The organism is Pseudomonas sp. Lb2C2 (genome assembly GCF_052112205.1).
GTDB lineage: Bacteria > Pseudomonadota > Gammaproteobacteria > Pseudomonadales > Pseudomonadaceae > Aquipseudomonas > Aquipseudomonas kilonensis.
The window spans coordinates 489,709-504,965 of record NZ_JAUTYW010000005.1 but is presented as its reverse complement, the minus strand read 5'-3'; the positions used below and the strand labels follow the sequence as shown (position 1 = coordinate 504,965).

Sequence of the window (15,257 nt, the reverse complement as noted above, 5' to 3'; positions counted from 1 at the left end):
CGGTGGTTCAGTTTGCACTGATATTGACTGTGCCGGCGTCTTCGCGAGCAAGCCCGCTCCCACATTTTTCCGGTTGCCCCCAGAATTCTCGCCACAACAGCAAAAAAGCCAAATTCGCGATTATTACAGCGATTTCCCCAACCCAAACCGCTTCATTAACCCTTTTTCCAGCAACCCCTTGGGCAGCCAGCCGGCCATCAAGGGCAGTGATCGGCTGCCATTGCCCAGGCGCAGCAGGCGGGATGGCTTGGGTTGTTGTGCGGCCTTGAGCAGGCCGGCGGCGAATTCGTGGGCCGGGGTAGGGTTGTCCTGGGAGGCCTTGGCCCGGGCGCGGATACCATCGCGCAGGGGCCACCAGGGCGACTGTTCGCTGATCAATTGTTCGGCTTCATGACCGGCATTCTTGGCGAAGCTGGAGGCAATGGCGCCGGGCTGGACCTCCATCACGCGGATGCCGAACGGCGCCAGTTCCATGCGCAAGGCATCGCTCAAGGCATGCACCGCCGCTTTCGAGGCGCAGTAGGCGCCGGCAAACGGCGTGACCAGCACCCCGGACACGCTGCCGATGTTCACCACCAGCCCCTTGGCCCGACGCAATACCGGGAACAGCGCGCGGGTGACCCCGACGATGGCGAACACGTTGGTTTCGAATTGACGTTGCATGGCCGGCACGCCGCCGTCCAGCAGCGGCCCCATGGCGCCATACCCGGCGTTGTTTATCAGCACATCCAGGCCACCCTGCTGCTGGTTGATCCGCTCATTCAGTTGTTCCAGGGCCTGGCCATCGTTGACGTCCAGTTGCACAGCGGTGAATCCGGCAGCGCTGAGCGTCGCCACGTCCTCAGCCTTGCGCGCCGTGGCCCAGACCTGATAACCCGCCGCCTTGAAGGCGTCGGCGAGGGCGCGGCCGATGCCGCTGGAACATCCGGTAATCAACGCGACAGGCATGGCGCATTCCTTGTGCAAAAAGTGGGGGAGGGCAGTCAGTTGGAAAAGCTACCGTGCAGTCGCTCGGCGCGAAACTCCAGGGTTTGCGGGCGATAACCCGGGCGTAGGGGCGGCAGGGGCAGGCAATCTTGCCACTCGGCGCCGGCCTGCAATTCGCCGGGGCCACGATAGCGCGGTGCGTTGTAGGGGCTGTCGGCCAGGTTGATGGTGTCCCCAGGCGCATAAGCCGCGACCCGCCACTGCAGTTCGATCAGCGGCACGTCATTGGTGTTTTTTAGGGTCAGCGACAGCGGCCGGTCGGCGGGGCATTGTCCGGGGGCATAGCTGATGCGCAATTCCAGGCGCTCCAATTGGCGGGTCTCGCGGCTTTCCTGCCAGAGCACCCACGCGGCGACCAGTCCCAACCCGATGAACGCTGCCAGGGAGACTGGCAAGGCCTTGGCCGGGTAGCGCAGCAGCAGGATGAGCCAGGTGATGACCAGCAAGACGCCGATAAGCATGGTTAAAGCCTCCGTTACCGTAGGCACATCCTACCGAAGGCGACGGGTATTGTTGAAGCGATGATGTCGGCTCATCGCACACACCAAAAAAAAGCCCCCACCCAACCCACTGCGGATAGGGGACGCAGTGGACTGGATGGGGGCTTCTTGAACGGCTGATCGTTGCTAGTTGTTACTGCGCGATGGTCTTCACCGAGACGCCGCGTTCGATCGGAGTGGAGCGACCGTAGATGTCTTCGAAACGCTCGATGTCGTCTTCGCCCAGGTAGCTGCCGGACTGCACTTCGATGATTTCCAGCGGGATCTTGCCCGGGTTGCGCAGGCGGTGGACCGACGCGATCGGGATGTAGGTCGACTGGTTTTCGCAGAGCAGGAACACGTTCTCGTCGCAGGTCACTTCGGCGGTGCCGCTGACCACGATCCAGTGTTCGGCGCGGTGGTGGTGCATCTGCAGCGACAGGCACGCACCCGGCTTGACCGAGATGTGCTTGACCTGGAAACGACCGCCCATGTCCACCGAGTCATAGGAACCCCAAGGACGATAGACCTCGCAGTGGTTCTGGGTCTCGGTGCGGCCCTGGGCGTTGAGGGTGTTGACCATCTGCTTGACGCCTTGGACCTTGTCCTTGTGGGCGATCATCATGGCGTCCTTGGTTTCGACCACCACGATGTTGTCCAGGCCGATCACCGACACCAGCTTGCCGTTGCCGTGGATCATGCAGTTGCGGCTGTCCTGGACGACCACGTCGCCTTTGGTGACGTTGCCGTTGGCGTCCTTGGCATTGACTTCCCACAGCGACGACCAGCAGCCGACATCGCTCCAACCGGCCGACAGCGGTACGACGCAGGCGCGCTGGGTTTTTTCCATCACGGCGTAGTCGATGGAGTTGTCCGGGCAGCAGGCGAAGGTAGCTTCGTCGAACGTGATGGTGTCCGGGGTCTGCTCACTGCGCTCCAGGGTCAGCAGGCAAGTGTCGTAGATGTCCGGATCGTGCTTTTTCAGCTCTTCGAGGAAGCGGCTGGCGCGGAACAGGAACATGCCGCTGTTCCAGAAGTAACCGCCGGCTTCGACGAACTCGGTGGCACGCTTGACGTCGGGTTTTTCGACGAAGTGCGAAACGCGGCTCACGCCTTCAGGCAGCAGCGCGTCGTTGGTCGATTTGATGTAGCCGTAGCCGGTTTCCGGTTTGGTCGCCGGTACACCGAACAGCACCATTTCGCCACGCTCGGCGGCCACGGTGGCCAGGGCCAGGGCGCGTTGCAGGGCTTTCTGGTCTTCCAGCACGTGGTCGGCCGGCAGCACCAGCATCAGCTCGTCGCGGCCTTCGTTGACCAGCATCATCGCGGTCAGCGCCACGGCCGGTGCGGTGTTGCGCCCGAACGGTTCCATCAGGATGCGCTGGGCTTCGAGCTTACGGTTGCTCAACTGCTCGTTGACGATGAAACGGTGGTCTTTGTTGCAGACCACGATCGGTGTGTCCATGCCTTCGAACACCAGGCGCTCGAGGGTCTGTTGGAACAGGGTGTGTTCACCGGTCAGGGCCAGGAACTGTTTAGGGAATTGCTTGCGCGAAAGCGGCCAAAGACGTGAGCCACTACCACCTGACAAGATCACCGGAATCATGTTTGTTACTCCTTGAAGCGAAATGGTTGTTAGAGCTACTGCGTTCTGTCGTTTCACTCTCTTGTTCTTGTTCCGTACCCGAATGACACCCCGATTCAGGGTGGGAGCGTCAATCAGGTGAATTCATCAGCGGGTCGACGCCGGGCGTTTTACCCACACTGGCGACAGGCTGCTGCCTGAGCCGGTGACGTACAGCACAGCCGCTTCGCCGCGCTCCAGGGCCACGGGCTTGAGGTCGCCGACTTTCTTGTCGCCTTCGAACAGCGCCAGGGACACTTTCACCGGGTTGATTTCACGTTCGCCACGGCCCTTGGCGGCCACGTTCGGCACCACTTCGGTCTTGCCGTCGGCGGTCTTGAGGGTCAGTGCCTTGTCGCTGAGGTTCTGTACGCGGACCAGGGACTTCTGCTTGTTCTTGAACGGCGGTTCTTCGATCAGTTGAGGTTGGCCGCTGGCGTTGTTGACCAGGGTGTAATAGTGATCGGAAGCCAGTTTCACCGGCACGGTCTGGCTGCCGACCTTGGCGCTGTAGTCGCCACCGGGCATGAAGCTGAAGTCGCTGCTGGCCAACGGGGCTACGTCGCTGATGTTGGTGCTGCCGACGGTGGCGCTGACTTCGGCGTTGCTGGCGTTGTACACCCGCACGAAGCTCGAACCTTTTGGCGCGGTCGGGCCATACAGGGCTGCGTCACCGGCAAAGGCGGACAGTGAGAGGGCGCTCATGCTGGCGACGAGAGCAACGGCCTTGAAGGAGCGAGCAGCGAGACGGCGAGGAGTAGTGTTGAAAGTCATGGTGGACCTCTCTTTCAGTTTTGCGCCCGGTCGGGCGTCTCGGATGGGGTGTTGGCGGCGACGTTCTGTTGGCGCGCGCCGGCTTGCTTGAGCTCTGCGACCCACTGAGGGTCGGCGTCGCCGATTTCGTTGTTCACGGGCAGATAGCGTTCAGGGAACTCCCAGATCAGCACCTGGGGCGGGCTGTTCTTGAAGGCGTCGCTCTTGAGGTAGCTGAGCATCGGCAGAATCGGGCCATGGCCGTCCTCGGCGTAGTTGACGACGTCGCTGTGCAGGGCTTGCTTGAGTGCCCCGACGAAGTTCCAGTTGGGGTTGGCGCTGTAGCTGGTGCCGATCAGGGCCACCGGCACCTGGGCGTCGGCGAACAGCGCGTCGTCGCCGGCCGGCTGGTCATCGGCTTCGCGGGTGTTGCGCTTGACCAGTGGCTCCTGGGCCGGCATCAGGTTTTCGAACAGTGGGTCCAGGGGCAGGAACTGGCGCAGGTCACCCTTGTGGGTGATTTTTTCCGCAGGTTCCGTGACGAAGCGTTGTGGCTCACCGTTGAGCGGCGCGCGTTCGGCAATCGCCTTGGCCAGGTTCTCGGCCGCGACCTGGGCACCTTCCGGGGTCCAGTGGGTGTCGGTGCGCAGGAACACTTGCTGGCCGTCTTGCTTGGCCTGTTGCAGCGGGCCGAGCAGGTCAGGGGCGATGATCTTGTCCGCCGCCACGCGAGCGTGGAAATCCTGGTAGAGGTTGGTGTGAATGCTGGACGGCTTCACTTCACCCATGTGTTCTGGATACAAGCGCGCCTTGGCCGGCAGGATCGCCATCACCAGGGTGATGCCTTGTTCCTTGAGCTTCTGGCGCACGCCTTCGACCAGCGCGTAGTTGCCTTGCAGGTTCAGCTCTTCGTTGACGATCGGGTTGAACTCTTCGTCGCTGTACAGCCACTGGTCGCGGCCCAGGACCACGCCTTTGCGGCCTTCGTTGAACAGCTTGTAGTCCAGCGCCGCCCAGATGTTGGTACCCAGGCGCTTGATCGGGAACTCTTCGTCGTAGTGCGTTTCCACGGCCTTGGCCCAGCGCCCGTTGAGCACGGTCGCGTCGGGGTTGGTGCTGAAGCCGAAGAAACTGCGCATCGACCACATGCCCAGTGCTGTCAGGATCAGCATGAACAGTGCGATGTAAAAGATGCGTAATGAGCGGGTCATGTTCAGATCCCTCAGAACTGGAAGTAAAGGAACGGCGAGAAGCTTTGCGCCGAGAGTTTGAGAATCGAGGCGATGAACAGCAGCAGCACCAGGGTGCGCATCACGTAGCGTGACCAGTCCACGGTCCAGTAGGCCGGTTGCACCTGGGCTTCGACGCCAACGGTGTAGCCAGGTTCATGGATATTCGTCGGATTTTCGCCCGGCGCGGCTTTGATCAGACCCGGTTGTGCAGTGGCCGGACCATCGGCCTCGGTGGTCACTTCAGGTTTTGTCTTGACTGGCGGACGGTTGGTGTAGAAGTCCCGCAGGCCGAAGAAGGCGAGGGTGGCGTAGGCCACCGCCAGCGTGGCGATCTGCAGGCCGGTGAGGTTGGCACGGGTCAGTTCCGACAGCGACCAGTCGCCGAAGCTGAACATGGCGCCGTACATGCGACCGGCCACGTGCAGGTTCTCGGCACGGAAAATCACCCAGCCCATCACCACCAGCAGGAAGGTCAGCGCCCAGCGGATCGGGTTGATGCTGCGTGGCGTGGTGTTGATGCCCACCGCTTTTTCGATGGCCAGCCACATGCCGTGCCAGGCACCCCAGATCACGTAGGTGATGTTCGCACCGTGCCACAGACCACCGAGGAGCATGGTCAGGAACAGGTTGCGATAGGTCATCAGCGTGCCTTTGCGGTTACCGCCCAGGGTGATGTAGAGATAGTCGCGCAGCCAGGTGGACAGGCTGATGTGCCAGCGGCGCCAGAACTCGGTGATCGACTGGCTGATGTAAGGCTGCTTGAAGTTTTCCATGAAACGGAAACCCATCATCAGGCCCAGGCCGATGGCCATGTCGCTATAGCCGGAGAAGTCGAAGTACAACTGCGCGGTGTAGGCCAGGGCGCCGAGCCAGGCATCGCCCGTGGTCGGGTTCTGCAAGGCGAAGCAATGGTCGGCCACCACCGCCAGGGTGTCGGCGATGAACACTTTCTTGATGAAGCCCTGCATGAAGCGGGTGCAGCCTTCGGAGAACTTGTCCAGCGTGTGGGTGCGGTTGTTGAACTGGTCGGCCAGGTCGCGGAAGCGCAACACGGGGCCTGCGATCAGGTGCGGGAAAATGGCCACGAACGCCGCGAAGTCGATCAGGTTGCGGGTTGCCGGCGTGTCACCGCGATAGACGTCGATGATGTAGCTGATGGACTCGAAAATGTAGAACGAGATCCCGATCGGCAACAGCACGTGGGTCAGGATGAACGGGTTGAGACCGAAGCCGGTGATGATGGCGTTGAGGCTGTCCACGCCGAAGTTGGCGTACTTGAAATAGCCCAGGATGGCCAAATCCACGCCCACGCCGAGCAACAGCCAGCGCTGGGCCGGTTTGGTACGCACACCGGCGGCGCCGACTTTCAGGCCGATCCAGTAGTTCCACAGGGTGACGCCGGCGAACAGTGCCAGGAAGTCCACCCGCCACCAGGCATAGAACACGTAGCTGGCGATCAGCAGCAGCAGGTTGCGATAGCGTTGCCCGCTCAAGTAGTACAAGCCGAGAAAGATCGGCAGGAACAGGAACAGGAACACGTTGGATGAAAATACCATCCCGATCTCTCCATGTTGAATCAACAGTCAAGGGCCAGAGCCCCCCCAAACCCCCCCATGAAAACCGGGGGGCTAATGCATTCGAAACAGACCACATTCCCTGTGGGAGCGAGCTTGCTCGCGATGACGGAGTGTCAGTCGACATCCATGGTGAATGTCAGACCGCAATCGCGAGCAAGCTCGCTCCCACAGGTTCCCTGCCAGGCAGGGGACACGGTGTCAGCTACCTTTTTCGCCTTTCTCCCGCGAAGGGTCATACACCCGGGTCAAATCCCCGCCGAGGCGGAAGGTCTTGAACGGTTGCATTTCGTGCTTGCGCTCCAGCACATCCTCGCTGCAGGTGTAGAGGCTGCAGAACGGTTCGAGCCAGGCGAATTTCGAGTCGACCTTCAGGTCTTTCATGTCCTGCTCATCGCCGTTCTTCTCTTCGAAGATGTCCGGGTCTTTCACCCCGGCCAGCACCCGGTCACCCAGTCGCTTGAGGGCACCGTTGTTTTCCTGGCGCAGGTCCACACCGTTGACCTGGGCGAAACTGGCGATCATCGCCAGTGGCGGCAGGGCGTAGTTGTGATAGGACAGGGCGCGTTGCTTGCGCTTGAGTTCGTTGGGCAGGAAACCGTCGGCATCGACCTGGTTGACGCCGACCTTGTATTCCTTGACGGCCCAGTCGAACAGGTCTCGGCGGTTGGTTGCCACGGACGTGGCCATCACCGACCAGGCGGCCCAGTAGGAATGGTTGTTGGTCTTGTCCAGCGGCAGGTTGTCCCAGTCGCTGACCACCTGATCGGCCATCCGGCTGAACCAGCCTTCGATCAGTTGCGCCTGCTCCGGGTGATTGGCCAGTGGGCGGGACTCGGAAAACTTCAGGCGTACATAGGCCGACGCCATGCTGCCCAGCGCCCATTTGCGCATGGACTTGCCGGTGTGGTTGAAGTCCTTGGACATCAGCGCATCGGCCTGGGCCCACGCGGTCAGCCAGTTGAGGGTGCATTCCAATTGTTCGGGACGGCCGTCACGCATGAATTGCATCACTTGCTTGCTGACGCCACGCTCGATCTTGGTGATGTCGGCGGTGCTGTCGCGGAAGGCTTTTTCCGATTGCACGTTCAACGTCGCGCGGGCCTTGTCGGAGCCCTCGTACTTGCTGCGAAATTGCAGGGAGCCGGTGTAGGGCGTCGGTGTGGCATCGCAACCTTTGGCGGCTTCGCCGGCCTTGACCTTCTCGATCGGTGCGAAGTAACCCTGTGGCGGGCGCAGCGGGGCCGCCGCCTGCGTGGCCCCGGCGAACATCGCCAGGGTCAGCAGGGAGGGCGCCAGCAGCGTTTTCAACGTTCGGGTGCGCATGGTTCTGGTCATGAGACGAGACCTCATTGTCCGATTTGAGCCGTTTGTTGCCCGGCTTGCGGAGATGCGTTGCGTTTGCAGACTTTCGCTTCGATTTGCTGTGGTTCTTTACCGGCTTCAGGGCCCTGGACTTCAACGGCTAGCAGGTTCTGCGAAGCCCAGTCCTCATCGGTACGCAATTGGAAGGCGAAACGCCCGTCGGTTTCGGAGGTATCCGGTTTTTCGATCTTGATATCCTCGTGGCGCCCATTCATGTACCAGAGGGTGGCTTGCAAGGTTTTCACCGAGGTATCGGCGAAGCGGATGTCGACCTGGTGGCTGCCGTTACGCAGATCCATGTTCTTGCTATTGACCATCAATTCGTTCTTGCCCGGCTTGAGCGCGGTCTTGCTGCTCATGAGCGCCGGCTTGCCTTCGCAACCGTTGTTGTCCAGCAGCGCCATCATCTGGCGGTAGGTGGTTTCCTGGTCCAGGCGATACAGCGGCGAGAATTCCCAGATGAGGATTTTCGGCGGGCTCTTCTGGAACTCTTCGCTGCCCAGGTACTGGATCATCGCGCCTTCCAGACCACCGCCAGGGAAGGCGACGTTGAGGATGTCGGCGCCGATGGACTCTTCCAGGAACCCGGCAAAGTTGTAGTTCTTGCCACTGTGACTGGTGCCCACGAGGGTGATCTGCGGGTTGCCGGAATCGCTGAACAGGTCGCCGTCGCCGGCTTCGCCTTTGGGCTCGGTGGTGAACTGGTCCATGTACTGGATCGCATAGCTGGTGCCGCACAGTTGCCCGGCCATGTTGTGCAGGGTGCCGGTCTTGCCCATGCGGCCGGACTTCTTGGTCTCGAACTCACGCTTGGGAATGTCGGCGAAGGCCGGGATCTGCTTGACCTTCTCGGCGACGATCTTGGCGGTGCGCTGGGCGCCGTATGGCGTCCAGTGCTGGTCGCCACGGAAATAGAAATCGTGGGCCGGCAGGGTTTCGGGCAGGTTTTCGTTGGTCAGCGGCGACAGGTCCGGCACCACGTAACCCATCTGGGCGAAACGGCCGAGCATGGATTTGTAGTTGGTCAGGGCCTTGTCAAAGTTGAAGCTGGCCTTCTCCTGCGGATTGAGCTTGTTGCGGTTCACCAGGCCCCGGGTCGGTTGGTAGACGAGCACCAGCTCGACGCCTTTTGCCTTGAACGCATCGTGCAACTGCTGCATGCGCTTGTAGCCGGCCGGGGTGGTGTTGAATTCGGTACGCAGGTCTTCCTGGGTCCGGAACAGCCAATCGCCCTGGGCCTGCACCAGCGTGGTGAAGTTCTGCTGGTAGCGCGTGGTGTAGTTCTTCGCGTCATGGGCCGCAGGGCACAGGTTGCAGCACGGTTCGGCGGTGAAGCTTGGTGCCTGGATTTCATCGGCGCGCGCGCCGCTTGCAGCGGCGAGAATGCCGGCAGTCAGGGCGGACAGGCCCAGGAATTTGATCATCTGTGGGTTCATAAAGGTCATCCTCATTCCCGCAATTCGGTCTGGCGTTCGACAGGGTCGATCAGCACGGCTTTCTGCTGGCGCACCAGCAGGTCGAGAATTTCATCCTGGCGCTCACCGAGGATTCCCGAGAAGCTGATGCCGCTGGATTTGGTCGGTGCGAGCATGGACACGCGGTACAGCTCGACGCTCAACGGCGAATCGATGGACAGCGGGCCACTGCCGTTGGCAGCCAGTTCGCCGCCGACCACGATCAGCGAGACCTGGGCGTCGAAGGGGTCGAGCTTGATGTCCCGGTCGGTCTCGGACAGGTCTTTGATGTGGCCGTAGAGACCGGTCAGGCCGTTGGCCATGGACACGTTTTCGTAGAGGCGGATGTTCACGCTGTTACGAATGCGGATGCCGTGGCGGCGATTGCTGATCACTTTGTTGCCCCACAGCAGGTTGTCACCACTCTCGTAGAGCGTGATGCCGTCGGTGTGGTTCTTGTAGATCTCGTTGTAGGCGATCAGGTTGTTCACGCTGTTACGGTCGATCACCAGGCCCGAGAGTTTGTTGTCATAGCTGCGGTTGTTGAAAATGAAGCTGTCGTTGACCTCACGGGAAATAATGATCCCGTGCTTCTTCTTGGTCCCGTAGACCGTGTTGTCGGCAATGATCAGCCGATGGGAGCGGTCATGGGGGTCGATGCCGTAGACGATGTTGTCTTTGTAGGTGTTGCTCTTGACCACGAAGTCGTTGGTTTCATAGCAGTAGAAGCCGTACCACATGTCCGAGAACTCGGAACCGATGATCCAGCCGGTCGGTTCCGGGCGCTTGAGGACCTTGGCCATGTTCGGCGTGTACTGGGAAATACTGACCCCGTACGACTTACTGTTGGCGTAGCCGAAGCTCGCCATCTTGGTGTTGACGATGTAGGTCTCGGTGCCGCCCCAGGACAGCAGGAACGGACGGAATTCCTTGGGCGAGCGGAACGTGGCGGGGCCATTTTCCTTTTCCCGCCAGCCGGTGACCTTGGTGTCGCGGATGAACATCCGGCCATCGTTGACCAGGAATGAGCCGCCCTCCTGGGACAGGCGCAACTCCTGGGTCTGCTTGTCGATTTCCAGGATGCCTTTCTGGCCGACCACGATCGGAATCTTCGCCAGGTACACACCTGGCGAAGTTTCGATGACGTACTTGGGCACCTTCTTGGCCAGGTCCTTGAGGTTCATGTAGCCGTCGTCAAGGAAGACGGCCTGGGGGATGCCGTGCTGGCGCACGACCCACTCGGCCATCTTGTTGTCGCCGCCGATGAAGTCCTTCAAGGCGTTTTCCTGCATCATCCGACGCACGCTGACCTTGCCGGGCTTGGTCCGCACGATTTTTGCCGCGACCGCTTCGGCGGTGTAGCCGGAGAGGTCGGGCAGGGTCGGCGTGGCCAGCTCCAGTGGTGCGGTCGGCGCGCTGCTGACGGTGTAGGTCTTGGCCTGTTGCAGTCCCTTGACCACGTTGCCCGGCTTGACCACCGGCTCAACGTTGGCGAACGCCGGCGAGCCGGCCAGCAGCATCGCTGCGACCAACAGGCTGATCGAACCTTTCATCGCCTGGCTGTTCCTGAGGTAGCGGTTCATATCGGGCACTCCCATGGCCATTTGCATCAGAAGCGCCAGATCACGTCGACAAAGGCGCGATGCATGTACGAATCGACCTCTTTGCCGTAAGCGTCGCCTGGCTTGAACACGCCGCCACGAAAGCGCACCAGCGCCGACGGCTCATCAATGGACTGACTCAGCGCGGCCGGCAGCAGGCCTTGCTTGAAGTACTTGGTGACCACCAGGTCGACTTCCTGGCCCAGGTCCTTGTTCCCGTCGCGCAGTGGCAGGGACGAGGTGGACAGGATCGCGCCGGTCACGTCGTCGGTGTTGTTTTCCACGGCGTTGATGCCGTTGCTGCCCACCGGTTTGTTGCCGTCCACGCGCCAGAACTTGTGGTACACAAGGCTGGCGTCGTATTCGTCACGCAACTGCCAGGAACCGAACAGGCTGGCGCTCTGGGTGTTGGCCATTTCGCCACGGAACGCTTCGCCGAAACGGTGAACCCGCGAGCGCGTGCCGGTGAAGTTCGAGCGGTTGCTTTGCAGGCCGTTCTGTTCGTAGTCCTCGCTGGCGCGGGCATAGGCCGCACCAACTTGCCATTGCGGGTCCAGGCGCAGGCGGATACCCAGGTCAGTGGCCCAGCCGTCCACATCATCGCTGCGCTTGAGCTGTGCAGGTCGGGTGCCGTCGGCGTTGAGCGGGTTGACGGTGTCACGGTCGCCGGTCATGCCGGTGAGGCTGGCCCAGTAGTTGACCGTGTTGGTGTTGCGCCAGTTGTAGGCGTCGCTGTTGGCTTCCAGGCCCAGCCAGGTCAAGTCACCGTTCTCGGTCTTGTCCAGGGTGTCGGTGGCTTCGCCCGGGGTCGGGTAGTCGAGGCTGCCGCTGTCATGGGAGTGGTGGGCACGGATCCCGGCCCACTGGCCTGGCATCCACTGGTAGCCCACGTCGCCAAAGACGTGCAGGCGGTCCTTGTCCTTGGGGGACAATTCCTTGAGGTCGGTGCGGTATTCGCTGAAGCGTTCGGCCACACCGAGGTTGGCCCGCAGCAAGGTGGTGTCGAAGGTCCAGTTCAGGGCTTCGATGTTGGTGTCGCGCCATTGGCCGTCGTCATTGCGCAGGCGCTGGCGACCGAACTTCAATTGCTCGCCCGGGTAGGGGGTCAGGCCACGGTAGCCGATCCAGAACTCGCGCATGGCCAGGTAGCTTTTCTTGGCTTCGCGATCGCCGCTGTCGGTTTGCTGGGTGCTGTCATCGGACTGTTGCAGGGTGTCAGTCTCGATGATGTCGCTGGACGTCACGGCCTGGGCCATGGCGTAGGCGCTCCAGGCGCCGCTTTCGCTTTCACCATAGACCCAGGGACGCAGGTCCAGGCCGACACCGTTGACGTCGCCACCGCTCTGGGTGCCGAGGTCGCGGTCGTCTTCGGACTGGCCGGTGATTTTCACTTCCAGGCCGAAGTTCTTGGTGTCAGTCAGGGCCGCCAGGGTCGGGCAGGACCACAGCAGGGCGCACGTCAGGCCAATTCCGGCCTGCACAAAAGGATTGAGCTTCAAAGGCTTCATAGAGGTTCCTCGCCGTCATCTTCTTTTAGGGCTTGCAGTTCCAGCGTATCGGGGCTCATCGAGCCGCGAATGGCCTGCTCTTGTTGTAGCAGGCGTTGCGCTTGTGCAAGTTGCTGCGGCGGTAATTGTGCTTCGAGGGTCTGGGCAAGCTCGGTGGCTTGCGGGGTGTTCTGCGCCTTGGCCAACTGGCTGAACACATAGGCGTTGACCGGGTTGGGCTTGGTGCCCTTGCCCTGGGAGAACAACTGGGCAATGGCGTAGTCGGCGCTGTTCTGGCCGTTGCGAGCGGCCTTGAGCAGGTGGTCCAGGGCTTTTTGCGAGTAGACCTGGCCCAGGTAACCGCGGCGATAGATCTGGCCGAGGTAGTAGTCGGCGGCCACTTCGCGGCCAACGGCTTTCTGGAAATGCGCCTCGGCGACCTTGGCATCGGCCGGGACCCACTTGCCTTCGTAGTAAAGCTTGCCCAGCAACAGTTCGGCGCGCGACTGGTCGGCGGCGCGGCCGTTTTCCAGGTACTGCATCATCTTGTCGACGTCACCCAGTTCCGGGAAGTCGTAGAGCAGTTGCGCCAGGCTGACCCAGGCAGCGGGGTAGCCAGGGGCGATGCCTTCGAGCAACGACTGGGCGGTCTTTTCATCGGTCTTGCCCAGGCTGGCATCGGCCAGGACACGGGCGACGCTGTCCACGCGCTGGGCGGACACGACGCCACGGGCATGGCCGTCCTGCATCTGCTTGAGCAACGCGGCCTGCTGTTCCGGCTGGCCGCGTTTCTGATAGACCGTGGCCAGTTCGACGTAGCAGATGTCGGTAGTGGCCAGCGCGGCCTTGCAGACTTTCTCGACTTCGTCCAAGTGCTGGTCGTAGGTACCCTGGGTGCGGTAGAGCAGAATCTGCGCCAGACCCGCTTCCGGGTAGCCGGCGCTGCGCCATTGGCTGATCTGCTGCTGGGCGTTGACGTTCGGGAAGCTGTGGGGATATTGCAGGTACAGCATCGCCAGCGGGATCAGGGTGCTGCCTTCACCATTGGCGAAGGCTTTCTTCAACAGGCCTTCTGCTTCGTGTTTTTCCGCTTCAGTGGAACCGGGCTTGGCCACCAGCAGGCGACCCAGGCGAGCCTGGGCCCGTGGCGAGATATCGGCCGCGGCGCGGTAAGTCGCCTCGGCTTTTTTCATCTGCTCGGGGTCGTGGCTATCCACCTGGATGTCAGCCAGGCCCACCTGGGCTTCGCTGTAGCCCAGGTCTGCCAGTTGCTGATAGTTCTGCTGCGCCAGCGCCGTGTCGCCGCGCTTGAGGGCTTCGTTGGCCAGGCGTTGATCGGGCAGGCCGGCGCAACCGGCCAGGCTGACGGCCAGTGCCAGGGCACACAGTGTTCCCATGTGGGAACGAGTTTGCGGCATAGCATCCTGACCGCGTGGATCCTTTCGCGAGCAAGCTCGCTCCCACAGGGGCTGTGGGGTGTTCAGGATTTTTATAATGGTCACGGGCATATCCTCGACTTAAATACCGACGGCCATGGCTTTGTCGATCAGCCAGTTCAGGTTCGGGCCACGGTCGCTGGTGACTTCTACCGGACGGCCGGCCAGCGAGCTGTCCAGGGGTTCGTCAGGCTGGATCAACACACGGATATCGGAGGACAGGTCGGCACTTTTCAGGCTGGTGCTGCTGACGATCTTGCCGGTACGGGTGGTGTCTTCGCCGGCGACCTGGAAGCTGACTGGCGTACCTGGGCGCACGTCGCCGAACTGGCGATAGGAGAAGCGCGCTTCGACGTTGGCCTCGGTGCCCCGTGGGACCAGTTGGAAGATCACGTCGCCCTTGCTGGCGTACTGACCATCGGATACCAACTGCTGGGTCACGATGCAGTCGCACGGCGACGTCAGGGTGCCGGTCATTTGCTTGCCGAACAGTTCCTCGACCTTGGCCGGCTGCAGTTGGTTGTCGTCCAGGTGACCCTTGAGCACGTCGAGCATGCTGGTGCTGAAGGTCGCCAGCGGGGCGCCCTTGGCGGCCGCGCCGTCGGCCTTGACCAGGCTCTGCACGGTGCCGTCACGCGGCATGGTGATGGCCATGCCCGGTACGTTCACCAGCCCTGCCTGGGCGTGGCTGACGAAGTACATGCCGTACACCGACTTGAAGATGAAACCGAACGCCGCCAGGCCAACGATGAAGATCCCCAGGCTGAAGGTCACGGCGCGCAGGCGACCCAAGGCGCTCATGCCACCGTTTTCGTCTTTCTGCTTGCGGGCCTTGGTGAAGTTATCGCGCTGCAGGGTCGCCAGCACATCGCCGACACCGACGATGTCGCCGGCCAGGTGCGAGGTGATGATGTGACGCAGTGTCGAGATGTCCCGAGGCTCCAGGTTCTGGAACTGGCAACCAGTGCGGCCGGTCTGGCGGTCGTAGGAACGGATCTGCAATTCCACGTCCATGGCCAGGCCAAGGTTGTCGATGACGAATTGCAGGCGACCCTTGTAGGACTCCCCGGTCTTGAGGGGCATCTGGCCGGCATTGAAGCTCAGGCCGCCGGCGGACAGGTCCAGGACCTTGACTTCCATCGGCGTACGGTCAGGGCCGAAGAAGCGCAGCTTGGCCGGGATTTTGACCCTGGCGTGTTGGCGCTGGGCTTCGGATTCATGCACTACGTTGACATTCACGGCGGTGTTCATAGGGGCGATTTCCT

At 61.7% G+C, this 15,257-nt stretch carries 12 protein-coding genes; all 12 read right to left on the bottom strand.

The window, feature by feature from the left end:
- Window positions 1–123 precede the first annotated feature (123 nt).
- A complete protein-coding gene (locus tag Q7F16_RS17700) occupies window positions 124–948 on the bottom strand; it encodes an SDR family oxidoreductase (protein WP_046064886.1) in 825 nt (274 codons plus the stop codon).
- Between the two features lie 35 nt (window positions 949–983).
- Window positions 984–1,448, bottom strand: a complete 465-nt coding sequence (locus tag Q7F16_RS17695; protein WP_046064885.1) for a hypothetical protein — start codon at window positions 1,446–1,448, stop codon at window positions 984–986.
- 172 nt (window positions 1,449–1,620) lie between these two features.
- Window positions 1,621–3,072, bottom strand: a complete 1,452-nt coding sequence (locus tag Q7F16_RS17690; protein WP_046064884.1) for a mannose-1-phosphate guanylyltransferase/mannose-6-phosphate isomerase — start codon at window positions 3,070–3,072, stop codon at window positions 1,621–1,623.
- A 126-nt stretch (window positions 3,073–3,198) separates the two neighbouring features.
- Window positions 3,199–3,864 carry an alginate O-acetyltransferase AlgF gene (locus Q7F16_RS17685; RefSeq protein ID WP_046064883.1) on the bottom strand — a complete coding sequence of 222 codons (666 nt, stop codon included), beginning with the start codon at window positions 3,862–3,864 and terminating at the stop codon, window positions 3,199–3,201.
- Between the two features lie 14 nt (window positions 3,865–3,878).
- Window positions 3,879–5,054 carry an alginate O-acetyltransferase gene (locus Q7F16_RS17680; protein WP_409556130.1) on the bottom strand — a complete coding sequence of 392 codons (1,176 nt, stop codon included), beginning with the start codon at window positions 5,052–5,054 and terminating at the stop codon, window positions 3,879–3,881.
- Window positions 5,055–5,065: 11 nt separating this feature from the next.
- A complete protein-coding gene (locus Q7F16_RS17675; protein WP_014340044.1) occupies window positions 5,066–6,631 on the bottom strand; it encodes an MBOAT family O-acyltransferase in 1,566 nt (521 codons plus the stop codon).
- A 219-nt stretch (window positions 6,632–6,850) separates the two neighbouring features.
- Entirely contained in the window at window positions 6,851–7,975 is a 1,125-nt protein-coding gene (locus tag Q7F16_RS17670) for a mannuronate-specific alginate lyase (protein ID WP_079303427.1), read from the bottom strand.
- Window positions 7,976–7,998: 23 nt separating this feature from the next.
- Window positions 7,999–9,450, bottom strand: a complete 1,452-nt coding sequence (locus tag Q7F16_RS17665; RefSeq protein WP_046064900.1) for an alginate O-acetyltransferase — start codon at window positions 9,448–9,450, stop codon at window positions 7,999–8,001.
- An 11-nt stretch (window positions 9,451–9,461) separates the two neighbouring features.
- Window positions 9,462–11,051, bottom strand: a complete 1,590-nt coding sequence (gene algG / locus Q7F16_RS17660; RefSeq protein WP_046064899.1) for a mannuronan 5-epimerase AlgG — start codon at window positions 11,049–11,051, stop codon at window positions 9,462–9,464.
- Between the two features lie 26 nt (window positions 11,052–11,077).
- Window positions 11,078–12,568: an alginate export family protein gene (locus Q7F16_RS17655; RefSeq protein WP_046064898.1), complete on the bottom strand. Its 1,491-nt coding sequence runs from the start codon at window positions 12,566–12,568 to the stop codon at window positions 11,078–11,080.
- 5 nt (window positions 12,569–12,573) lie between these two features.
- Window positions 12,574–14,064, bottom strand: coding sequence for an alginate biosynthesis TPR repeat lipoprotein AlgK (gene algK, locus Q7F16_RS17650; protein WP_409556129.1), 1,491 nt, complete (start codon window positions 14,062–14,064; stop codon window positions 12,574–12,576).
- A gap of 9 nt (window positions 14,065–14,073) precedes the next feature.
- On the bottom strand, window positions 14,074–15,243 hold the full coding sequence (locus Q7F16_RS17645) for an alginate biosynthesis protein Alg44 (protein WP_046064880.1): 1,170 nt from the start codon (window positions 15,241–15,243) through the stop codon (window positions 14,074–14,076).
- Window positions 15,244–15,257 lie beyond the last annotated feature (14 nt).